Origin of the sequence: Micromonospora sp. NPDC000316 (genome assembly GCF_042898885.1) — a bacterium.
Lineage (GTDB): Bacteria > Actinomycetota > Actinomycetes > Mycobacteriales > Micromonosporaceae > Micromonospora.
Genome location: NZ_JBIAZG010000006.1, coordinates 23,056 through 45,187 on the forward strand (window position 1 = coordinate 23,056; position 22,132 = coordinate 45,187).

Annotated in this window: 15 protein-coding genes; 2 read left to right on the top strand and 13 right to left on the bottom strand. The window is 72.0% G+C overall.

Annotated features, from left to right (window positions below; translation table 11 throughout):
* Positions 1-78: 78 nt before the first annotated feature.
* The 3 genes from ACFY2Q_RS14975 to prmC are packed head-to-tail and all read right to left on the bottom strand — an operon-like array spanning position 79 to position 2,285.
* On the bottom strand, positions 79-690 hold the full coding sequence (locus ACFY2Q_RS14975) for a phosphotyrosine protein phosphatase (RefSeq protein ID WP_387130433.1): 612 nt from the start codon (positions 688-690) through the stop codon (positions 79-81).
* Entirely contained in the window at positions 691-1,338 is a 648-nt protein-coding gene (locus tag ACFY2Q_RS14980; RefSeq protein ID WP_387130920.1) for an L-threonylcarbamoyladenylate synthase, read from the bottom strand.
* A complete protein-coding gene (gene prmC / locus ACFY2Q_RS14985; protein ID WP_387130435.1) occupies positions 1,338-2,285 on the bottom strand; it encodes a peptide chain release factor N(5)-glutamine methyltransferase in 948 nt (315 codons plus the stop codon). The genes ACFY2Q_RS14980 and prmC overlap by 1 nt, the downstream gene beginning before the upstream one ends.
* Before the next feature lie 72 nt (positions 2,286-2,357).
* On the opposite strand from prmC, the gene ACFY2Q_RS14990 reads away from it, so the two are divergent.
* Entirely contained in the window at positions 2,358-3,905 is a 1,548-nt protein-coding gene (locus ACFY2Q_RS14990; protein ID WP_387130437.1) for a diguanylate cyclase domain-containing protein, read from the top strand.
* Between the two features lie 47 nt (positions 3,906-3,952).
* Here the strand turns inward: ACFY2Q_RS14990 and prfA are convergent, their stop codons facing one another.
* Both prfA and rpmE read right to left on the bottom strand, forming a co-directional pair.
* Positions 3,953-5,041, bottom strand: coding sequence for a peptide chain release factor 1 (gene prfA, locus ACFY2Q_RS14995; RefSeq protein ID WP_387130439.1), 1,089 nt, complete (start codon positions 5,039-5,041; stop codon positions 3,953-3,955).
* Between the two features lie 134 nt (positions 5,042-5,175).
* The gene (gene rpmE / locus ACFY2Q_RS15000) at positions 5,176-5,400 is read right to left on the bottom strand and encodes a 50S ribosomal protein L31 (RefSeq protein ID WP_387130921.1); all 225 of its coding nucleotides are present in this window, start codon (positions 5,398-5,400) and stop codon (positions 5,176-5,178) included.
* Positions 5,401-5,673: 273 nt separating this feature from the next.
* Between rpmE and ACFY2Q_RS15005 the strand changes: the two genes are divergently transcribed.
* The gene (locus ACFY2Q_RS15005) at positions 5,674-6,570 is read left to right on the top strand and encodes an AAA family ATPase (RefSeq protein WP_387130441.1); all 897 of its coding nucleotides are present in this window, start codon (positions 5,674-5,676) and stop codon (positions 6,568-6,570) included.
* 52 nt (positions 6,571-6,622) lie between these two features.
* On the opposite strand, the gene ACFY2Q_RS15010 is transcribed toward ACFY2Q_RS15005, so the two are convergent.
* The 8 genes from ACFY2Q_RS15010 to ACFY2Q_RS15045 all read right to left on the bottom strand — a co-directional run bounded on the left by ACFY2Q_RS15010 (position 6,623) and on the right by ACFY2Q_RS15045 (position 22,128).
* Positions 6,623-10,177 (bottom strand): phosphodiester glycosidase family protein, encoded by a 3,555-nt coding sequence (locus ACFY2Q_RS15010; RefSeq protein ID WP_387130443.1) that lies wholly within the window; start codon positions 10,175-10,177, stop codon positions 6,623-6,625.
* Positions 10,178-10,414: 237 nt separating this feature from the next.
* The gene (gene rho, locus ACFY2Q_RS15015) at positions 10,415-12,646 is read right to left on the bottom strand and encodes a transcription termination factor Rho (protein WP_387130446.1); all 2,232 of its coding nucleotides are present in this window, start codon (positions 12,644-12,646) and stop codon (positions 10,415-10,417) included.
* Between the two features lie 294 nt (positions 12,647-12,940).
* Positions 12,941-13,885, bottom strand: coding sequence for a homoserine kinase (gene thrB / locus ACFY2Q_RS15020; protein ID WP_387130448.1), 945 nt, complete (start codon positions 13,883-13,885; stop codon positions 12,941-12,943).
* 63 nt (positions 13,886-13,948) lie between these two features.
* A complete protein-coding gene (locus ACFY2Q_RS15025) occupies positions 13,949-15,193 on the bottom strand; it encodes an MFS transporter (RefSeq protein WP_387130450.1) in 1,245 nt (414 codons plus the stop codon).
* A gap of 11 nt (positions 15,194-15,204) precedes the next feature.
* Positions 15,205-16,020 carry a polysaccharide deacetylase family protein gene (locus tag ACFY2Q_RS15030; RefSeq protein WP_387130452.1) on the bottom strand — a complete coding sequence of 272 codons (816 nt, stop codon included), beginning with the start codon at positions 16,018-16,020 and terminating at the stop codon, positions 15,205-15,207.
* Between the two features lie 155 nt (positions 16,021-16,175).
* Complete coding sequence (locus ACFY2Q_RS15035) at positions 16,176-19,481, bottom strand: efflux RND transporter permease subunit (RefSeq protein WP_387130454.1); 3,306 nt, start codon at positions 19,479-19,481, stop codon at positions 16,176-16,178.
* 148 nt (positions 19,482-19,629) lie between these two features.
* Positions 19,630-20,679: a threonine synthase gene (thrC, locus tag ACFY2Q_RS15040; RefSeq protein WP_387130456.1), complete on the bottom strand. Its 1,050-nt coding sequence runs from the start codon at positions 20,677-20,679 to the stop codon at positions 19,630-19,632.
* Between the two features lie 138 nt (positions 20,680-20,817).
* Entirely contained in the window at positions 20,818-22,128 is a 1,311-nt protein-coding gene (locus tag ACFY2Q_RS15045) for a homoserine dehydrogenase (RefSeq protein ID WP_387130923.1), read from the bottom strand.
* Positions 22,129-22,132 lie beyond the last annotated feature (4 nt).

Consider the following 22,132-nt stretch of genomic DNA (forward strand, 5'->3'; position numbering starts at 1 on the left):
TAGGACCCGTTCAGAATGACCCGGAACACCCCTTTCGCCCCTCGTTTTCCCCAAACCCGGAGAAAACTCGCACGGCGCTCAGGGCAGCAGAGCGGCGGCCAGCGGGTGGACCGTCTCCTCGATCTCGTCGGCGACCCGGCTGAAGCACTGGTCACCGCGACCCCAGGGGTCGTCCAGGTCATCGGTGGGCAGCACCGAGGCACCCAGCCGGTTGCCGTGGGCAGCCGCCACCAGGGCCACGCCCCGGGCGTACACAGCCTCCGGGGTCGCCTCCGCCGGCGGCAGCGCGGCGGCGTCCACCGCCGCCAGCAACCGGCCGAACTCACCGAGCACGAACGTGCGGGCCGCCGCGTCCGGACGCAGCGCCACCACGTACTCCTGCTGGTCGGCCGTGGCCGTCAGGACCAGATCGGCGGCGTCGATGTGGTCCGAGCGCAGCTTGCGCGCCCCGAACCCCTCGACGTCCCCGTCCCGACCGATGACCTGCCGGGCCGCCGGCGGGTTCATCTCCTCACCGGCGTGCCAGCCGCCGGTGCCGGCGCTGTGGCTGTGCAGCAACTCCTCGGCCCCGGCTGGGTCCTGCGCACGCCGCGCCAACCGCTCCCGAACCGCGAGGGCGAGCAACCGCTCGGCCATCGGCGACCGGCAGATGTTGCCCATGCAGACGTGCAGAACGGTGAACGGGGGCACTCAGACCCCCTGGATGTCGATGAGATCCGGAACCACGTCGCGCAGCTTCTCCAGCGGGATCGCGCCGGCCCGCAGCAACTGCGGCACCTCGCCGGTCAGGTCCACGATCGTGCTCGGCACCGGGTCCGGACAGGGCCCGGCCTCCAGGTATGCCCGCACCGAGTAGCTGAGCTGGTCGCGTGCCTCCTCGGCAGTCACCGCCGCCGGCTGGCCCGTCTTGTTTGCCGACGAGACAGCCATCGGGCCGGTCTCCCGCAGCACCTCAAGCGCCACCGGGTGCAGCGGCATCCGCACCGCCACCGTGCCCGACTTGTCGCCCAGGTCCCACTGGAGGCTCGGCGAGTGCTCGACCACGATCGTCAGGGCACCCGGCCAGAACGCCTCCACCAGCTCCCGAGCGGCTGTGGGCAGCGAATACACCAACCCGTCAAGGGTGTGGCGCGAACCGATCAGCACCGGCGGCGGCATCTGCCGGCCCCGGCCCTTCGCGTCCAGCAACGCCTTGACCGCGTACGGCGTGAACGCGTCCGCGCCGATTCCGTAGACGGTGTCCGTCGGAAGGACGACCAGCTCGCCGTTCTTGACCGCCTCGATGGCCGCAGCGATGCCGCGGTCCCGATCGGCGGGCGACCGGCAGTCGTAGAGCATCACGAGGAGTCAGTCTGCCACGCCGAGCCGGAAGCGGCGTGCTGGCCTTCCGCCGATCGGGACGCGGTGGCATATCGGGGGCGGCCGGTGAGGTCCCGATGCTCCGTGACGGCGGTGAACCGGCCGTCCGCGACGAGCAGCGCGGGCACCGCCACGTCGTGCGTGTCGTCGTGCTCGACCCCGACCACGCCGCCGGGGCGCAGCAGGTCCGCCGCCCGGGTGAGCACCGGCCGGATCACCGTCAGGCCGTCCACGCCGCCGAAGACAGCCTCCGCCGGATCGTGCCCGGCCACCTCCGGCGGCACCACCACCTCCACCGGCACGTACGGCGGGTTGCAGAGCAGCACGTCCACCCGGCCGACCAGATCGGCAAGCAGGTCCGGCGCGGTGACGTCGGCCTCGACCACCTCGATAGGCCGGTCCCCCGCCGCGGCCCGCTCGGCGGCGTTACGGCGCAGCCACACCAGCGCCGCCGAGGACCGCTCCACCGCCACCACACGCGCCCCGGGCAGCTCCTGTGCCACAGCCAACGCGATCGCGCCGGAGCCGCTGCACAGGTCCACCACAAGCGGATCGGGCCGAGCCCGGCCCTGCTCGACACCCCAGCCGGCGAGCAACTCCGTCTCCGGGCGGGGCACGAAGACACCCGGGCCGACCGCCAGCTCCAGGTGCCGGAACCCGGCCCGACCGGTCAGGTGCTGCAACGGCTCCCGGCTGGCGCGGCGCTCGACCAACTCGTCGAGCCGGGTCACCTGGTCGTCGTCCAGGTCGTCGGCGAGCGCCAGCCGCCCCCGGGGCACCCCCAGCACGTACGCCGTCAGTAGTTCGGCCTCCACCCGCGCCGGTTCCACCCCTGCGGCGGCGAGCACCCGCGCTGCCCGGACCACGGCTGCGGACGGACGGACGCGGCCTGTCCCTTCGGATGGGTGTTGCGGCAAAGTACTCACGACATAATCATGAAGCGTCACCGACGCCGCAACGAACGGGCGCGTCGAGGCGCACACGACAGGAGGCTGTGAGTGGGCTGGCTCGACCGGGTCGATGACCAGGTTGACGCCCTCACGCATGCCCGGGCGTTGCAGGAGGCCAGCCGCTCCGCTGAGGCGTACACCCTGTTGGATCGGGTGATCCGCACCACCAACGACCCGGCGGCGCGCGCGGACGCCATGGTGCAGCGGCTCTCCGCGCTGATCAATCTCGGCCGGACGGCGGAGTTCACCCGGGCCATCGAGGAGGCGTCGGCGGCTGTCCGCGACCTCGCCGAGCCCTACCTGCACGGGCACCTCAACGCACTGGCCGCCCTCGCCGCGCACCACCAGGGCGCGTTGGACCGCTGCGTCACCCACCTGGTCAAGGCCGCCCGGGCGCTGGGCGCCGTGGACGACCCCGACCGGGACACCGCCTGGGGTTGGCACGACCTCGCGATGGCCTACAGCTACCTCAGCTTCCACGGGTACGCCCTGGGTGCGATCGAACGCGCCCGGCAGCTCGGCATGACCGCCGGCATCCCGGAGGAGACGTTCGCCGCGCCGGGCATCCGGCTGCGCAACGCCGTGGCACTTGACCACAACGGGGACAGCGACGGATGTCTGCGCGTACTCCGGGACGTTGCCGCCGACCTGGCCCGCTTCGTCCGCACCGGGCGGGCCGACAACCTGCGTCCCAGCAGCCTCGCCGCGTACGGCTACTCGGCGGCGCGGCAGGCCGCGCTGGGCGACCCGATGGATTCGACGGGTGAGGCCGAGCCGTCCCAGCTGCTCAGCCACGGCGGGGACAGCGCCCGCGCCCGCGACATGCGGCAACTCGGGATGGTCTGCCTGGCCGTGGCCGACGGGCGGCCCATCGAGGCGGTCGCCCGACTGGACACCATCCGGGTGTCCACCGAGACACTCGGCTCCGCCGAGCCCGCACGGCTGCGCAGCATCGCGCTGAGCCGGGCCGGCGACCACTCGGCGGCACACCGGGCCGACCGGCTGGCGTTCCGGCTCGCCGCACAGCGCAACAACCGGCTCCGCGACGTCTACATCGACGGCATCGCCGCCCGGATCGACCACGAGGAGATGCGCCGGGAGGCGGCACGGTACGAGGGTGAGGCGCTTACCGACCCGCTCACCGGGCTGCCCAACCGGCGCCGGCTGGAGCGGTACATCACCGCGGTGGTCACCCGGGGCGACCGGGTGGTGATCGGTGTCTGCGACCTGGACGGCTTCAAGGCGGTCAACACCCGGCACGGGCACCACTCCGGTGACCTGGTCCTGCAACGCATCGCCGGGGTGATCAACCGGGTGATGCGCAGGGGGGACTTCGTGGCCCGCTACGGCGGCGACGAGTTCGTGGTGGTGCTGCCGGACACCGGCATGGCCGAGGCCGCCGAGGTGGCGCGACGGATCGAGGCGGCGGTCGGCTCCGAGGACTGGGAGTCACTGGTGCCGGGCACCCCGGTCGGGGTGAGCATCGGCTTCGCGGAGGTGTCCGGCGGCAGCGGGCGGCGCGACGCGCTGAGCGTCGCCTTCGAGGAGGCCGACCGGGAAATGCTGCGCGCCAAGTCACGCCTCCGCGCGAGCTGACGGCCGTGCGGTCAGGCGGGGCTGTGCGGTCAGGCGGGGCTGTGCGGTCAGCGCCGCGTCAGTTCGGTGTCGCCGGCCAGGCGGGCCGCGCGGTCGGCCTCGGCCAGCGCGTCCAGCACCCCGTCCAGGTCACCGGCGAGCGCCAGATCCAGGTTGTACGCGGTGTAGCCGATCCGGTGGTCGGTGATCCGGTTCTGCGGGAAGTTGTAGGTGCGGATCCGCTCCGAGCGGTCCACCGTGCGGACCTGCGCCTTGCGGGCGTCCGAGGCGGCGGCGTCGGCCTGCTCCTGGGCGGCGGCGAGCAGCCGTGCCCGCAGGATCCGCATCGCCTGCTCCCGGTTCTGCAACTGGGACTTCTCGTTCTGGCAGGACACGACGATGCCGGTCGGCAGGTGGGTGATCCGCACGGCCGAGTCGGTCGTGTTCACCGACTGACCACCCGGCCCGGACGACCGGAACACGTCGATGCGCAGGTCGTTCTGGTCGAGGGTGACGTCGACATCCTCGGCCTCGGGCAGCACCAGCACCCCGGCGGCGCTCGTGTGGATCCGACCCTGCGACTCGGTGACCGGGACGCGCTGCACCCGGTGCACGCCGCCCTCCCACTTGAGCCGCGACCAGACGCCGTTGCCGCCGTCCGGCACACCCTTGGTCTTGATCGCCAGGGAGACGTCCTTGACGCCGCCGAGGTCGGAATCCTGGGCGTCGATCACCTCGGTGATCCAACCGTGCCGCTCGGCGTACCTGGTGTACATCCGCAGCAGGTCACCCGCGAACAGCGCCGACTCCTCGCCACCCTCACCGGCCTTGATCTCGACGATCACGTCCTTGGCGTCATGCGGGTCACGCGGGATGAGCAGCTCCGCGAGGCGCTCCTCAAGCACCGGCAGGGACGACGCGATCAACTCCACCTCGCCGGCGAAGGAGGGGTCCTCGGCCGCCAACTCGCGGGCCGCGGTCAGGTCGGCACGCGCCTGCTCCAGCTCGCCGGCGGCCTTGTACAGCGGCACCAGCTCGGCGTACCGGCGGCCGACCCGACGCGCGGTGGCCTGGTCGGCGTGGATGGCCGGGTCAGCCAACCGCTTCTCCAGCTCCGCGTACTCGTCGAGGAGACGTACCAGACGCTCGCTGCTCATGCTGCGGATGCTCCTTCGACGGTACGGGGGACGCCGGCCGGGCCGGGCGGACTGCCGGGCCGGGACGAAAACGGGGCGAAACGCGGACGGCGCCCGCATCCGGTGTGAAACCGGACGCGGGCGCCGAACGTGAGTTACTTGGCCTTCTTGGCCTGAACCTTGGCGTACTTCTGCTGGAACTTCGCGACCCGGCCGGCGGTGTCGAGAACGCGCTGCTTACCGGTGTAGAACGGGTGGCAGGCGCTGCAGGTCTCGACGTGGATCGAGCCGCCCTTAGCGGTGCTACGGGTCGTGAACGTGCTACCGCAGGAGCAGCTGACCTCGGTGGTCACGTACTCCGGGTGGATGTTTGCCTTCATCGCCTCGGTCCTCTCGTTGATGGTCGCCGGGTCGCCGTCATCGCTCGTCGCGCCGTACACGACGGGCTCGGGCGTGAACCGGAACCGGTGGCCGATTGACAAGTGTGCCATGGGCCTGAGCCGACCCGATAATCGGGCCACACACCTCGTCCGGCATCGTCAACACGTGCCTCCCCGTCCGCATTCCCGCCGCCCAGCCCGGCATTCGTCCGCCCGACGAACCGCCGTCGTGTGCCCCGCCGGGGGTACGCCCGTCGAGCCCGAGGTGCCCCGATGACCCGCCTGATCGCCACCCGGGGCCTGCCGGCCTCCGGCAAGACGACATTCGCCCGCACGCTCCAGCCGTCCGTGCTCCGGGTCAACCGGGACGACCTGCGGCGGATGCTGCATGGCGAGCGGCTCTTCACCCAGTGGGCGGAGGCGCAGGTGACCGCCGTGCAGCAGGCCCAGGTCGAGGCGCTGCTGCGGGCACGGGCCAACGTGTGCGTGGACGACACGAACCTGCGGGCACGGACGCTTCGGGGCTGGGCCGAACTGGCCGCCCGCCACGGCGCGGAATTCGAGGTCCACGACTTCACCGACGTGCCACTGGACGAGTGCCTGCGCCGCGACGCCGCCCGCCCGGTCGACGACCAGGTCGGCGCGGACTGGATCCGCCGACTGCACGAGCGGCACCTACAGGGGCGCACACTGCCCCTGCCGGTGCCGCAGGCCCGCACCGGACGGCCCGCCGCCGTGCACCCGCCGTCGGCCGAACCACCGGAGATCGTGCTCGTGGACATCGACGGCACTGTCGCGCTGGCCGTCTCCCGCAGCCCGTACGACATGACCCGGGTGGGCCAGGACCACCCCAACCCGGCGGTGATCGCGGCGGTCCGGGCCATGCACGCCGCCGGGTACGGGGTGGTCTTCTGCTCCGGGCGGGACGCCTCCGCCCGAGCGGCAACCGAGGCGTGGCTGGCCCGGCACGTCCGCGTCCCCTACCTCGGGCTGCACCTCCGCGCGGTCGGCGACTCCCGCAAGGACTCGATCGTCAAGCGGGAGATCTACGACCGGGAGATCCGGAACCGTTACCGGGTGGTCGGCGTGTTCGACGACCGTGTGCAGGTGGTCCAGATGTGGCGTGCCCTCGGCCTCACCGTCTTCCAGGTGGCAGACGGCGACTTCTGACCCGGCCCGCCGCCCCGGCCCGTACGGCTCGACGGGCGGGGCGGCGGCGGGGTCAGGCCGCGGGCGCGGCGGCCCGAGCGGTGAGGGTGACAGCGGCTTCGGCGCGGACACCGTTGACGGTGACCGCCAGCACCACAGACCCGGGGCGCAGCGCCGTGAGGGTGCCGGTGGCCGGGTCGAAGCGGGCGGTGTGCCACGGGCGCACCCCGGCCGCGGAGCCGATGTGCACGCCCGGCGAGGCCGACCAGTCGGCGCTTACCGGCGCGGCCACCGGCACCGTACGCCCGCCGGGCTGGGTGAGCGTGGCGTCGACTGTCGCCGGGGTGCCGACAGCCACGCTGGGCGGGGCGTTGAGCGTGAGCCGGTCCAGGTGCGCGTGGAACTCCGCGTCGATCCAGCGTGGCCCCTCGGCGAGCGGGTCACGGCGGGCCCGGTCGGCCTCGGCTGGGGTGACCGGGTCCACACCGAACTCCGTCCAGCCGGTGAAGCCGCCCTGGTCGGCGGGGGTGGAGGGCGTCTTGCCCGCGTTGCCGTTGATCACGAAGGGCACTCCGTCCACCCGGTCGGCGTGGAAGGTGCCGACGTGCCCGCCGACGAACAGCGCGCCCTTGCCGGTGCGGTGCTGGAAGTCGGCAAGCCACTGCTCCAGCAGCGCCGCCTCCTTGCGGTCACCGAGCTGGCTCGCCTGCGCCGGGCTGGGGTCACGCGCCGGGTGGTGGTGCAGGACGACGACAGAGCCGACGCGCCGGTCGGTCGCCGCCGCGTCAAGCGCCTCGCGCAGCATCCGTACCTGGTCGAAGCCGCCACCACGCAGCGTCCCGGTGGACGAGTTCAGGGTGACGAACCGGGTGCCGTTGTGGTCGAACACCCGTGAGGTGACCCCGAACGCAGCCTCGAAGTTGCTGATCGGCGCACCCATGATCTCGTGGTTGCCGGGCACGTAGTACCAGGGCAGCGCGTCGCCCAACTCCTCGTCCAGGATCCGCCGGGCCAGCGCGAAATCGGCCGGGTAGGCGGTGTCCACGAAATCGCCGTTGATCAGCAGGAATTCCGGCTTGGCCGCCCGCACCTCACGCAGCGTCCGCCGGGCCTGGGCGACCAGGTCGCTGTCCGGTGCGGCGGCGACGAACTGGGCGTCGGAGAGCACCGCGAACCGCCACGGCGCGTCGTCCACAGCGCCGTCGCGGACCACCACCCGATCGGTACGCGGGGACGCCTCCGGCACGTCGACAGTAGGCGGCACCTTCGCCACCAGGTCGTCGATGATCACCTCGCTTGTGTACTGCGCGGCGGCGTTCGTCTCGGCCACGTAGAAGCGGCGCACCCGCACCGGGTACTGCACGCCTGCCGGCACCGCGAACTCCACGTACCGCCAGCCCGTCCAGGTGATCAGGGGGCCGCGGAGCACGTGCTGGGTGTCCTGGGCGTCGTGCAGGTGCAGGCTGGGCCACTCCCCGGTGCCGTTGCCGTGGATCCACATGCCGAACGCCTGCGGCTGGCCGGGCACCTCGATCCAGGCCGGCGGGTCGGCGTACGCGGCCCGGGTGCCCGTGGACTGGCTGAAGTCGTACGACATGCGCAGGCCGGTGCCGGTGTGTCCCGGCGCTGGCGCGACAGACCCGCTGGCCCGGGCCTGACTGAACCGCCAGGACGCGGCGTCGTCGAAGCCGGCGACCGGAACGTCGGTCAGGCCGACGGTGACCGGCAGGACGGTGCTCTGCCGTCCAACGTGGACGGTCACCAGGGCGGAGCCGGTGTCCCGTAGCGCGCTGACGCTCAGGTTGCCGTCGCCGGTCGGGGTGATCCGCAGCAGGTCCCTGTCGTAATCGAGGGTCACGTCGGCCGGCTCGATCGGCGCGGTGTTGCCTTCGGCGTCGTACCCGACCACACCGACCAGGGCGCTGCCGTCCCGGCCGGTCAACCCCACCCTCGGCACTGTGGCGCCGATCCGGGCCAGCGGGCCGAGCACTGTGAGGTTCAACGAGCCGCTGGCCCGGCCCCGCGCGGCGGTGACCGTGCTGGCCCCCGGCGTGCCCGCGTGGAACACACCGTCGCGGCCGACCCGCCCACGTACCGCCGGGGTCGCCCGCCAGGTGGGCGCGCCGGCAGCCGGACCGTACGTCTCGTCGTAGCCGGCTGCGGTGAGGGTGCGGGTCAGCCCCGGGAAAACCCGGTCGGGCCGGCCACCGCGCACCGGCGAGACGCCCGGGGCGACGGTGGGGTCGCTTGCCGTCTCGACCCAGAAGCCGGTGAGCCGGCCGCTGCCCTTCGGCGCGTAGATCGCCAGGCCATTGGGTACGGCCCGTTCGGTGCCGTCGGAGGGGGCGTTCTCCACCTGCACGGCCGGCGCGCCCGGCTCACGGGCCAGCAGCGTCGACGAGCCGCCACCGTCAAGGTTGAGCGCGTGGTGGGCACCCAACTCGGCCATCATCCGGCCCATCTCGGTCTGCGTCACCCCACGGCTGTCGACCTGCCGACCGTCCACCGTCAACATGATCATTTTCCGACCGTCGGCGCTGAACCCGACCGCCGTACGCGGGGCGAGCGTCGGGTCGGCGATGCTCTGCACGACACCGTCGCGGATCAGGACGTTGCCGCCTCCGACAGCCGCGTGCAGGGTGCTGCCGTCGGACGGCTTGGGCCGCCAGGCCACCGTCACCGGGTCACCGGGGCGAAGCCCGGCGAGGGCGTCCGCGCCCGCGTCGCGGCCGAGCAGCACGGTGCTGCCGGCGACGATCGGGCCGCTGCCGGCCGCGCCGGCCACCGCGGCCACGCGACCGCCGGTCACGGTGACCTCGACCACGCGGCCTGCGCCCTCCACGGGACGCTGCCGGGAGTACGTCCCCCACAGCTCGGTGAACGCGCCGATGCCGCCGGCCTGCACCAGGTTGTTGAACTGGGTCAGCGGCACCGGCCCGCTGGGCAGGGTGGCGGTGCCGTCGAAGTTCACCTCGATCACCCGGCCGAGCCCGTCCACGGTGATCGCCGCCGCGTTGCGGTGGCCGCTGACCGCCGACTGGACCAGCTCGCCGTCACGGACGCCGACGCCCTGGGCGGCACCGGAGTTGTTGATGTCGAAGAAGTCGCCGTTGACCGCGGCGACCGCGCGGGAGTCGTCCACCGCCTTGCGCAGCGGCTCGGCCCGGCTGACCGCCCCGGAGTTGACGTAGCCGACTGTGGCGCCGCCGGCGAGGTCCGTGGTGAGCGCGTCGGCGCGCAGCCAGCCGTCGGCGTCGTACCTGTCGAAGGACGTCAGTTGAACGCCGGGCGCGACAGGCCGGGTGGCCTTCGTGGTCTCCAGGCCGCCGGCGGGCTCCAGGCCCTCGGCAGCGGCCCTCGGGGCGGTCGAAGCGGTCGCAGCCGCCGGGTCGGCGGCCAGGCTCGTCGAGCCGGTCGGCCGGGACGACGCCTGCGGCGCGTCCTCCGCGACGGTGGGCGCGGCCACCGACAGAGGAGTCCCGGTGGACCCGGCGGCAAGGGACCAGGTCGCGGGCGCGACGGGTGAGGTTACGGGTGCGGCGGTGGCCGGCAGCGGCGCGGCCAGGGCGAGCAGCGGCGTCAGCAGCAGGACGCCGGTGCGACGGGCGGATCGTCTGCGGGTACGCATGGACGACAGTCAACCCGCCACTGAATAGAAGTTTCAAGACCTGTCGACTGAACCGAAGGAAAATTCCGCCAGCCCGGCTACCCCTCCGGGCCTCCTTTGCTCTGCTTCAACGGACGCACCACAAAGTGGCGTGAAGTGTTGCGCCGGTTGAAGCAGAGCAAAGGACGGTGGGCGGACATGCGGAAGGGGCACGGCCGTTGCGGCCGTGCCCCTTCGTCGTGTCTCACCCGGGAGTTGTTACTCCCCCGGCGTCGACTTCGCGATCTGCATCAGGAACTCGATGTTGGTGCGGGACTGCTTGAGCCGGTCCAGCAGCAGGTCCATCGCCGCCTGCGAGTCAAGCGAGTGCAGCACCTTGCGGAGCTTGTGGATGATGGCCAGCTCCTCGGGCGCGAGCAGGACCTCTTCCTTACGGGTGCCGGACGGGTTGATGTCGATGGCCGGGAAGGTGCGCTTGTCAGCGATCTTCCGGTCCAGCTTCAGCTCCGCGTTGCCGGTGCCCTTGAACTCCTCGAAGATGACCGTGTCCGCCATGGACCCGGTCTCCACCAGGGCCGTCGCGATGATGGTCAGCGAGCCGCCGTTCTCGATGTTGCGTGCCGCACCGAGGAAGCGCTTCGGCGGGTAGAGAGCGGTGGAGTCGATACCACCCGACATGATCCGGCCGCTGGCCGGCGCCGCCAGGTTGTACGACCGACCGAGCCGGGTTACCGAGTCGAGCAGCACGACGACGTCGTGCCCCAGCTCGACCAGGCGCTTCGCCCGCTCGATCGCCAGCTCGGCCACCGTGGTGTGGTCCTGCGGCGGACGGTCGAACGTGGCCGCGATGACCTCGCCCTTGATCGACCGCTGCATGTCGGTGACCTCTTCAGGCCGCTCGTCCACAAGCACCACCATCAGGTGGCACTCCGGGTTGTTCCGGGTGATCGCGTTCGCGATCGCCTGGAGCACCATCGTCTTACCCGCCTTCGGCGGCGACTGGATGAGTGCCCGTTGGCCCTTGCCGATCGGCATGACCAGGTCGATGACCCGGGTGGTGAGGATGTGCGGCTCGGTCTCCAGCCGCAGGCGCTCCTGCGGGTAGAGCGGCGTGAGCTTGTAGAACTCCGGCCGGCGCCGCGCCTCCTCCGGCTCCATCCCGTTGATCGTGTCCAGCCGCATCAGCGGGTTGTACTTGTCCCGCCGCTGGTCACCGCTGTTGCCACCCTCGCGGTTGGCGCGCACCGCGCCGGTGATCGCGTCACCGCGACGCAGGCCGTACTTCTTGATCTGGGACATCGAGACGTACACGTCGTTCGGGCCGGCGAGGTAGCCGGTCGTCCGCACGAAGGCGTAGTTGTCGAGCACGTCGATGATGCCGGCGACGGGGACGAGGACGTCGTCCTCGCTGACCTGCGGCTCGCGGCCACCGGTGTCGCCACCGGTCTCGGCGCGCTCGCCACGGCCACGTCGGCGGTCGCGGAAGCGGCTACGCCGGCCACGCCGGCCGCCGCCCTCGCCATCGTCGTCGTCGCTGTCCCGCTCGGCACGCTCGACCCGCTGACCACGGTCGTTGCGGTCGTTGCGGTCGGCGCGCTCCGGCCGGTCGTTGCGCTCGGCACGCTCGCCCCGGTCGTTGCGGTCGCCCCGGTCGGAACGCTCGCCCCGGTCGGAACGCTCGCCCCGCTCGTTACGGTCGCCCCGGTCGGTGCGCTCGGCCCGGTCGGTGCGCTCGGCACGCTCGCCCCGGTCAGAACGCTCGCCCCGCTCGGCGCGGTCGCCCCGCTCGGAACGCTCGCCCCGGTCAGAACGCTCGCCCCGCTCGGAACGCTCGCCCCGCTCGGCGCGGTCGCCCCGCTCGGCACGCTCGCCCCGGTCAGAACGCTCGGAACGCTCCCGGCGGTTGTCACCGCGGTCGGCCCGCTCGCCGGTCTCCACCTCGTCCGTGCGCGCCTCGGTGCTGCGCGCCTCGGTGCTGCGCGCCTCAGCGGCGCGAGGCTCGGTGGCCTGAGCCTCGGTGGTGCGGGGCTCAGCGGCACGGGACTCAGCGGCACGGGACTCGGTGCTGCGGGCCCCTGTGCTGCGCCCCTCAGCCGGGGCGGTCCGGGTACGACGGGTACGACCCCGGGTCTCGGTCTCGGCAGCCGGCTCAGCCGGCGCCTGCTCAGCGCTGCGACTCTCGGCCGCTGGGCGATCCACGGTCTCGCGCACCTCCTCACGGGCCGGAGCGGCCGCAGCCGCGACCTCGGCTCGCGGTCGAGGGGTCCCGGCGGCGTTGCCGCCCTGCCGCTCGGAGATCGCGGCGATCAGCTCGCCTTTACGCATGCGAGCCGTGCCGGAGATGCCGAGCGACGCAGCCAGGCTCTGCAGCTCTGGCAGCAGCATCGCCGACAGACCGGTGCCGCTGCGCCGACGACGGGCGGGGGCGGCTGCGGTGGCATCGCCAGCGACGTTGGAAACATCCGACGTCACGTCGGTGGTGTCGCTCAATGGATTCCTTCCCTCGATAGGCCGGGACTGCCCGGAGTCGGAACTCAGGTGGCCGGGCGGCCTCGGTGCACCCGCCTCGCAAGGACGCGTCGCGGGAGTCTGTGACACAGCAGCCGGTGGTTTCCCGACTCACCAACATCGGTGAGCAGGTCTCGCCGTCTGCGGCGACCTGTGGAAACTGCGGCGCGGCGTGGGCCTTGGGCAGGGGTGACGGGCTGACCGCCGAGAGCTTCGGGGGTGCGCCGCCCCGCAGGAGATCGCGTGCTTCGCGGCTGTGCTAGGCCTAGAGCGTAATCAACTCTTCCGACCTGCGGCAACAGGGTCCCGCTCGGCGTGTCCAAGTCTACCCCGGGCGACCCGGGCACCGCTGACGTCTATCGGTAACTTCCAGAACTCCCAGTCTGTTCCCAGCGGGAAATCCGCTGGCGGCTCGCTCAGCGCCAGCACGGTCGGCCCAGCCCCACTGACCACAGCCGCCACACCGGCTGCTCGCAACGCGCTGACCAGGGCAGATGTGCCCGGCATCCCGGCCGCGCGGTAATCCTGGTGGAGTCGGTCGACGGTGGCAGGCAGCAGCAGGGCCGGGTCAGCGGTAAGCGCGTGGACCAGCAGGGCCGCCCTCCCGGCGGTAAACGCGGCGTCGGCGTGCGGGACGGTGGCCGGCAGAGCGGCCCGCGCGGTCGCGGTGAGGCCACGCTCAGCCGGCACGAAAACCGTGGGCCGGACCCCCTCGGCGACCGGCAGGGACACCGCGCGGGCACCGGTGGGCTCGGACCAGGCAAGTGTGAAGCCACCGAGCAGGCACGGCGCGACATTGTCCGGATGGCCCTCGATCTCGGCGGCCAGCCCGAGCACGCCGGGCTCGTCCAGCCGGTGCTCCCCGTCGGCGACCAGTGCGCGGGCCAGGAGGACCCCGGCGACGATCGCGGCGGACGATGAGCCCAGCCCACGTGCCTGCGGGATCCGGTTGACGCACTCCACGCTCAGCCCGTCGGGTTGCGCACCGAGCACGTCGAAGGTGGCGCGCATGGCCCGAATTACCAGATGCCGGTCGTCGTCCGGCAACTCGCCGGCGCCCTGGCCGGTCACCGTCACGCGGACGCCGGCGGGCGCGACCTCGGCAGCCAGGTCGTCGTAGAGCCCGAGGGCGAGGCCGAGCGCGTCGAAGCCCGGGCCCAGGTTGGCGCTGGTCGCGGGAACCCGGACCCGAACCGGCCCGGCGGTGAAGTTGGTCGGCACGCGCCCATGCTAGGGGTCCGCACCGACGTTCCGGTCCGCTGCCCGCAGCATGGGACCGCCAGGTCAACCGGTCGGGTTCGGAATCGGCTCGGCGGCCGGGTCGGTGAGCGACAGCCGGCGGGTGGCGATCCGCCAGCCGATCGCGTACACGAGGGTGACCAGGCCACAGCCGGCAAGCACCACACGTGCGTCCACCACGTCCACCACCAGGGCCACCGCCAGTTGGCTCACCGAGATGGCAAGCGTCGCGAGCATCATGTCGGTGGCGAAGACGCGCCCGCGCAACCGGTCCGGCACTTCGCCCTGGAGGGCGAAGTTCGACATCACCCAGTTGCTGCCGCCCGCGAAGTGCGCCACGAAGACCAGCAGCAGCACCAACGGGAACCAGCGGACCACCGACGTGCCCAGGTAGGACAGGCCGTAGAGCGACATGGACAACGCGAGCCCGGGCAGCAGCCACGAGCGGTTGGTGAGTACCCGCCGCATCAGGATCGGCCCCACCAACGCCCCGGCCCCGCGTACCGCGAAGAGCAGGCCGGCACCGAGCGGACCGACCCCGTACACGGTGGCGAGCAGCGGAAACACGGTAAGCACCCCGTTGCCCAGGCCGACCGCCGACTTGACTGTGACAAGCGCCAGCACGCGGGGCCGGTGCCCGATGTAGCCGAGCGCTTCGCGGACCGCCGGCCAGGTCCGCTGGGCCGGCAGTTCCGGGTCGCGGGCCGCCTGCAACGGCCGGCGGATCCGCGTGGCCAGGCCCGCGGCCAGCAGCAGGCCCACCCCCGCCACCCAGAAGCAGATGTACGGGCCGGCAGCCGAGCTGAGTACGCCGCCGAGCGAGGCGCCGACCACAGTCATGGTGCCCCAGGCCGAGCCCGCGACCGCGTTGCCGGCGGCCAGTTCGTGCGGCCGGAGCACGTTCGGCAGCGCGGCTTGGGCGGCCGGTGAGTAGAACGCCTTGGCCACGGCGACCACGCCTATCGCCACGAGCGCGAGCCACGCCGTGCCGGCGCTGCGGACGCCGAGCAGCAGCAGCACGCCCACCAGGGCGGCCACGTTCGCGGCGATCATGATCTTCCGCCGGTCGAACCGGTCGGCCACGGTGCCGGTGTACGGCAGCAGGAGCGCCACGATGCCGGTGTCCACCGCCAGCACCAGCGCGCCCCAGACTCCGCTGCCGGTCAGTTGGGGCAGCAGCACCAGCAGCGGCACCATGACGAACCAGTCGGCACCGAAGACCACCAACTCGGCGAGGAACAGGTTGCGGAAGCTCCGGTTGCCGGTGAGGACGGAGAGGGTGGTCGCCACGGAGCGGGACCCTACCCGGTCTGTGCGGGGCTTACGCCGGCTCCGAGCAGCGTCGAGACGGTCACGAAGGTGTAGCCCCGATCCCGCAATCCATTGATCATGTCCGGTAGGCCGTTCAGCGCGACCAGGCGATTCCGCGGCCCCACATCGTGCCCGAGCAGGATCGTTCCCGGCCGGACGTCGCCCACGATCCGCCGGGCGTGTCCGGCCGGGTCGTCGGGATACTGCCCCTCCACCATCTGCAGTGACCAGAGCACCAGGCGACAGTTCAGCCGCGCCGCCGCGTGCAGCACCGCCCCGCCCATGTGCCCGTACGGCGGGCGGATCAGTCGGGGCGTCCTTCCGGTCACGTCGGCGATGGCGTCATGGCTGCGGCTCAGGTCGTCGTACGCCTCGGCGGCGTCCCGTTGGGCAAGGTCATGGTGGGCCCAACTGTGGTTGCCCACCTCGTGCTCGCCGAGCCTGTCGCGTACGACGTCGGCGTGTTTCCTGACCTTCGCGCCGACCAGGAAGAACGTGGCGGGCACCTGGTGCCGGGCCAGGGTGTCCAGCACCATTGGCGTCCACTGTGGGGCCGGCCCGTCGTCGAAGGTGAGCGCCACAAGTGGACGCTCGGTCGCCACCGACCACACGGCTGTCAGCGCACCGCTGCCGACGTCCTGGATCCTGTTGCCGACAGTGGCGCTGGCCGGGCCACCGCCGATCGGCAGTCGGCGGGTGCGCCACCACGTCTCGGTCGCTACCGCTCCGAAGACCGCCCCGCCGGCCAGGAGCGCGCTCCGGCGCAGCAGGTCGCGTCGGGACCACCTCCGCGCGCCCTCGCTCATCCGCCGCCCCGCTTCGTCGCACACCGCATCCCTACTAGAAGTATGCATTACGTGACGTTAAGTGCCGGTTTGGTCGCACCATCGGAGTGTCCACGAAACACCACGCCCCCGGCAGGTAGGCACCTGCCGGGGGCGTGGCGAAACTGCAAGGTCGGCTACTCGGTCGGCTCCGCCGGGGGCAGCGGCGAGGTGCGGCTACGGGGCAGCCGCAGCACCTCGAACTGGTCGGTGCCGTCCACAAGCGCACCCGAGGGCCGCCCAGCAGGCGGTTGCGAGCCCTCCCCCGCGGCTGCTGAACCGGCACCCGAGGCGGACCTGGAAGTCGACGCGCCGGCTGGCACCGCCACCTGGTTCGGGCTGGTCGGCTCGGCGTTCTCCGGACCCGCCGGGCGGTCCTCGGCCCCGGAACGCCGACGGCGACGCCGGTCCCGCAGCGAACCCTTTGTGTGCTCCACCATCGTGTAGAGGGTCGGCACCAGGATCAGCGTCAACAGCGTCGAGCTGAGTAGGCCACCGATCACCACCACCGCGAGCGGCTGGGAGATGAAGCCGCCCTCGCCGGTCAACCCGAGCGCCATCGGCAACAGCGCGAAGATGGTCGCGATGGCGGTCATCAGGATCGGGCGCAGTCGGCGCCGGCCACCCTCGACCACCGCCTCCTGGACGCCCATGCCCTGCGCCCGGTACTGGTTGATCAGATCGAGCAGCACGATCGCGTTGGTCACCACGATGCCGACGAGCATCAGCACGCCGATCAACGCCGGCACGCCCAGCGGCGTCCCGGTGATGAGCAGCAGGCCGATCGCGCCGGTCGCCGCGAACGGGATGGAGATCAGCAGGATCAACGCCTGGGTGAGGCTACGGAACGTGGCCACCATGATCAGGAACACGATCGCGATGGCGGCAAGCACCGCCAAGCCCAGGTCGCCGAAGGCGTCCGCCTGATCGGCGCTGACCCCGCCGATGGCGAAGGTCGCCCCCGGCACATTTATGGCGTCCAGCCGCTTCTGCAACTCCTGGCTCGTCGCGCCCAGGTTCGAGCCGGTCGCCGTGCCGGTCACCGAGACGCTGCGCTCACCGTCGATCCGGGTGACCTGCTGCGGGCCCTCGGCCTGCGTGATGTCGGCGATGTCGTCCAGCTTCACCGGGCCGACCGGAAGGGCACGCAACTCCTCCACCGACACCGGCGCCGTCGCGCTCAACCGCAGCACCACGTTCTGCTGGCGGCCGTCGAGCGCCACCTGACCCAGCGGAGCGCCACGGAACGCCTGCGACACGAGCTGGCCCACAGCGGCCTCGGTGAGCCCGACCCGACCAGCGGCGACCCGGTCGACTGCCACGTTTACCCGCGGCACCTGCTCGGCGAGGCTTGTGGACACGTCCTCGACGTCCGGCACCCCCGCCATCGCCGCCCGGGCGGCCTCCGCGCCGCGGCTCAGCGCCTCCGGGTCGCTGCCCTGGACGATCACCTCCAGCCGACTGGTCGAGGCGTCCTGCCCGCCAGCGAAGGTGATCTCCTCCTTGTCGATGCCGAGCTTGTCGAACTCCTCGCGCAGCCGCGTACGCATCTGCTTGGCATCGGTGTCACCGTCGAGCGTCAGCGACCAGCTCGCGACGTTGTTGCCGCCGCCGCCCGCGAACGGGTTGTCCCCGCCACCCGCGGTCACCTGGTACGTCTCGACCCCGTCGAGACGACCGAGCACCGCCTCGACCCGCTTGGCCGCCTCGTCGGTGGCGGCGAGCCCGGTGCCGGCCGGCAACTCCTGGCGGAAGCTCAGCGTGTCCTGACCCGAGTCGTCCAGGAAGTTGGTCTCCAACTTCTGCGCCAGCCCGAACGTGCCGAAGAGCACCACCAAGCCGAGCCCGACCGTGATCCAGCGGGTCGACCGCTCGCGGGTGGCGAAGCCGATCACCGGCAGGTACGCCCGCTGCAACGGGTTGCGCAGCTCCTTCTCCTCCGCGCCGCGCCGCACCGCCTCGTCGTCGACGGTGCCGCCGCGCGGCTTGAGGAACCAGTACGCCAGCACCGGGATCACGGTCAGCGAGACCAGCAGCGAGGCCAGCAGTGCCACCGTCACGGTGATCGCGAACGGCGCGAAGAGCTGCCCGACGAACCCGCCGACGAGCGCGATCGGCGCGAACACCGCCACCGTCGTGAGGGTGGACGCGGTCACCGCGCCAGCCACCTCACGGACGCCTGTGATGATGGCGTGCTGTTTCTCCTCGCCGTACTCCAGATGCCGTTTGATGTTCTCCAGCACCACGATCGAGTCGTCCACCACCCGGCCCACCGCGATTGTCAACGCGCCGAGGGTGAGCAGGTTGAGCGAGTAGTCGCCGATCCACAGGGCGAGCAGCGCCACGAGCACGGAGAGCGGGATGGAGACCGCGGTGACAATCGTGGAACGCACCGACAGCAGGAAGACCAGGATGACGATGACCGCCATCACCAGGCCCAGCAGACCTTCGGTGGTCAACGACTCGATCGACTTCTCGACGAACGGCGCCTGGTCGAAGACCACCGTCAGCTCCGCGCCGGAGGCGTCCTTGAGGTCGGCGAGCCGGTCCCGGATCTCGTGCGAGATCTCCACCGCGTTGCCGTCCGGCGCGGCGGTGATCATGATGCCGAGGCTTTCCTTGCCGTTGGTCCGGGTGAGCGCGGTGGCCGGGGCGAGCGTCTGCTCGACTGTCGCCACGTCACCGAGACGCACCGGGACGGGGCCGGGCGCGACAACGATGCCGCGCAGGTCGTCCAGGGTGGCGACCGGCGTACCGACCTGCACCGGGAGGGCCAGGCCGTCAGCGGTGACCGCACCCGCCGGCATCGACACGCCGTTGGTCTTGAGCGCCGATCCGATCGCGGTCGGCGGGAGCTTCGCCGCGGCAAGCTTGGCCGGGTCCGGGGTGACCACCACGATGTCGTCGCGGGTCCCGGTCACCTCGACCGCGCGCACCCCGTCGATGCCCTCCAGCTCGGGCACCACGGCAGAGCGCAGCTTGTCGGCGAGGGCCCGTTCGTCACCGGCGCCGGCGGCGGCCAGCACCATCGCCGGCAGGTCGTCGGTGCCGCCCGCGATGACCTGCGGGTCGACGTTCTCCGGCAGTTGGGCGTCGATCCGGCTCAGCGCGGTCTGCATCTTGTTGACCGCGTCGTCCAGGTCGGTGCCGAACACGTACTGGACCTGGACGGTCGCCGAGCCCTCACGGGACGTGGAGCTGATCTTGTCCAGGCCGGGGATGCCCTGCAGGGCGTTCTCGATCGGCTCGGTCACCTGCGACTCGACGATCTCGGGTCCGGCGCCGGGGTAGGCGGCCACGATGAACGCGCCCGGGAATTCCAGTGATGGCAGCAGTTGCTGCTTCAACGACGGCACGGCGAACGCTCCGAACGCCGTGATCACCACCGCGATGAGGGCGACGAGCCCTCGGTTGGCGAGGCTGAATCTGGCGAGCAGCGACATCGGCCTGGTTCACTCCTGAACGAGATTGCGTGCGGGGATATCCGAGAGTGTGCCGGACTCGATCACGCCGGCACTCGCCGCCCCCACGCCCGCTCGACGGCGGCAGGCCGCAGCCCACCGCCGCCCACCCGGTCGGGTGGTTACCGCCTTATGCCAGGTCGAGGGCGCGGGCCGCCGCCAGCGGGTCGTTGGCGATGGTCAGCGGGGCGGGTGCCGTGGAGATCGCCCACTCCGGGTCCTTCAAGCCGTGACCGGTCACCGTGCAGACGACAGTCGAACCGGCCGGCACCGCACCTGCCGCAGCCTGCTGGAGCAGGCCGGCCACGCTTGCCGCGCTGCCCAACTCCACGAAGGCCCCGACCTCGCGGGCGAGCAGCCGGTACGCCGACAGGATCTCCCGGTCGGTCACCGCGGCGATCAGGCCACCTGAGGCGTCCCGGGCGTCGAGGGCCTTGGTCCAGCTCGCCGGGTTGCCGATCCGGATCGCGGTGGCGATCGTCGACGGCTCCGGCACCACCTGGCCGGTCACGATCGGGGCCGCCCCGGAGGCCTGGAAGCCGTACATCTTCGGTGCCCGCGTGGTGGTGCCGGCGGCGAGCTCCTCGGAGTAACCCATCCAGTAGGCGGAGATGTTGCCGGCGTTGCCGACCGGCAGGCAGTGGATGTCGGGCGCGTCACCGAGGGCCTCGACGATCTCGAAGGCGGCGGTCTTCTGGCCCTGCAACCGGTCGATGTTCACCGAGTTGACGAGCGCGACCGGGTGATCCTGGGCCAGCTTGGCGGCGAGCGCCAGACAGTCGTCGAAGTTGCCGTTCACCTGGAGCAGCTTCGCCCCGTGCACAAGCGCCTGGGCCAACTTGCCCAGCGCGATCTTGCCCTGCGGCACGAGCACCGCGCAGGTCAGACCGGCACGGGCCGCGTACGCCGCGGCGGACGCGCTGGTGTTGCCGGTGGAGGCGCAGATGATCGCCTTGTTGCCGGCCTCGACCGCCTTGGACACCGCGACGGTCATCCCCCGGTCCTTGAAGGAGCCGGTCGGGTTGGCACCCTCGACCTTGAGGTAGACGTCACAGCCGAGCCGGGCCGACAGCACCGGCGCCGGCAGCAGCGGGGTGTTCCCCTCGTGCAACGTGACGACGGGCGTGGCCGCGGTGACCGGCAGCCGATCCCGGTACGCCTCGATCAGACCCCGCCACATGTCGCTCTCCTCGCCTCTGATCCTCGCGCCGACCTGCGCACACGGTCACCATGGACCAGCCTGTCGGAGCGCCCGGTGGCACACCCCGGGTTACCCACCTGGCGGGACGAGCGAACGCCCCACGACCGGTGCAACGATTCAGGCCCCGCCCTCGACCCGCAGCACACTCGTGACCGATCGGACGATGTCCAGGCCACGCAGCTCACCAACGGTCGCGGCGAGCGCGGCGTCCGGCGCGACGTGCGTGACGATGACCAACTCGGCGTCGCCGTCCCGCCCGGGCGCTCCGCCGGCGGAACCCTGTCGCACTGTCGAGATCGACACGTCGTGCCGAGCGAACACGCCGGCCACCGCGGCCAGCACACCCGGACGATCGGCCACGTCGAGGCTGATGTGGTAGCGGGTCAGAGCCTCGCCCATCGGCCGGACCGCCAGGGCCGCGTACGCGCTCTCGCTTGCCGCGCGGACCCCGGCGAGCCGGTTGCGGGACACCGCCACCACGTCGCCGAGCACGGCGCTCGCGGTCGGCGCGCCACCCGCGCCCCGGCCGTAGAACATCAACTGCCCGGCCGCGTCGGCCTCCACGAAGACCGCGTTGAAGGCGTCACCGACGCTTGCCAGTGGATGGCTGCGCGGGATCATCGCCGGGTGCACCCGGACACTCACCGTCTCGCGGCCGGCCTGGTCGACGCCCCGGGCCGCGATGCAGAGCAGCTTGATCGTGCAGCCCATCGCCTGGGCGCTGGCCATGTCCGCGGCGGTCACCTCGGTGATGCCCTCGCGGTGCACGTCGGCGGCGGCGACCCGGGTGTGGAACGCCAGCGAGGCGAGGATCGCCGCCTTGGCCGCCGCGTCGAAGCCCTCCACGTCGGCGGTCGGGTCGGCCTCCGCGTACCCCAGTTCGGTTGCCTCTTCGAGCGCCTCGGCGAAGCCGGCGCCGGTGGCGTCCATCGCGGAGAGGATGAAGTTGGTGGTGCCGTTGACGATGCCGGTGACCCGGTTGATCCGGTCGCCGTGCAGCGACTCCCGCAGCGGGCGCAGCAGCGGGATGGCCCCGGCGACGGACGCCTCGTAGTAGAGGTCGGCGCCACCGTCGGCGGCCGCCTCGTGCAGGGCCACGCCGTCCTCGGCGAGCAGCGCCTTGTTGGCGGTGACCACGCTCTTGCCCGCGCGCAGCGCCTCGACAAGCCAGGTGCGGGCCGGCTCGATGCCACCGACCACCTCGACCACCACGTCCACGTCGTCGCGCTTGACCAGGCCGAGCGCGTCGGTGGTGAACAGGGACTCATCGACCGGCAGGTCACCGCGGTCGCGGCCGAGCCGGCGTACGGCGATGCCGGCGATCTCCAGCGGAGCACCGATCCGGGCGGTCAGGTCGGCCGACTGCTCGTGCAGCAGCCGGACGACCTCCTGGCCGACCGTGCCACAGCCGAGCAGCGCCAAACGCACAGGT

What these genes read in the sequence shown, in the direction of transcription:
- ACFY2Q_RS15005 (WP_387130441.1), top strand. Translation starts at nt 5,674, where the DNA reads ATGACCCGCCTGATCGCCACCCGGGGCCTGCCGGCCTCCGGCAAGACG.
- prfA (WP_387130439.1), bottom strand. Translation starts at nt 5,041, where the DNA reads ATGAGCAGCGAGCGTCTGGTACGTCTCCTCGACGAGTACGCGGAGCTG.
- ACFY2Q_RS15010 (WP_387130443.1), bottom strand. Translation starts at nt 10,177, where the DNA reads ATGCGTACCCGCAGACGATCCGCCCGTCGCACCGGCGTCCTGCTGCTG.
- rpmE (WP_387130921.1), bottom strand. Translation starts at nt 5,400, where the DNA reads ATGAAGGCAAACATCCACCCGGAGTACGTGACCACCGAGGTCAGCTGC.
- ACFY2Q_RS15030 (WP_387130452.1), bottom strand. Translation starts at nt 16,020, where the DNA reads ATGAGCGAGGGCGCGCGGAGGTGGTCCCGACGCGACCTGCTGCGCCGG.
- thrC (WP_387130456.1), bottom strand. Translation starts at nt 20,679, where the DNA reads ATGTGGCGGGGTCTGATCGAGGCGTACCGGGATCGGCTGCCGGTCACC.
- ACFY2Q_RS15035 (WP_387130454.1), bottom strand. Translation starts at nt 19,481, where the DNA reads ATGTCGCTGCTCGCCAGATTCAGCCTCGCCAACCGAGGGCTCGTCGCC.
- ACFY2Q_RS14980 (WP_387130920.1), bottom strand. Translation starts at nt 1,338, where the DNA reads ATGCTCTACGACTGCCGGTCGCCCGCCGATCGGGACCGCGGCATCGCT.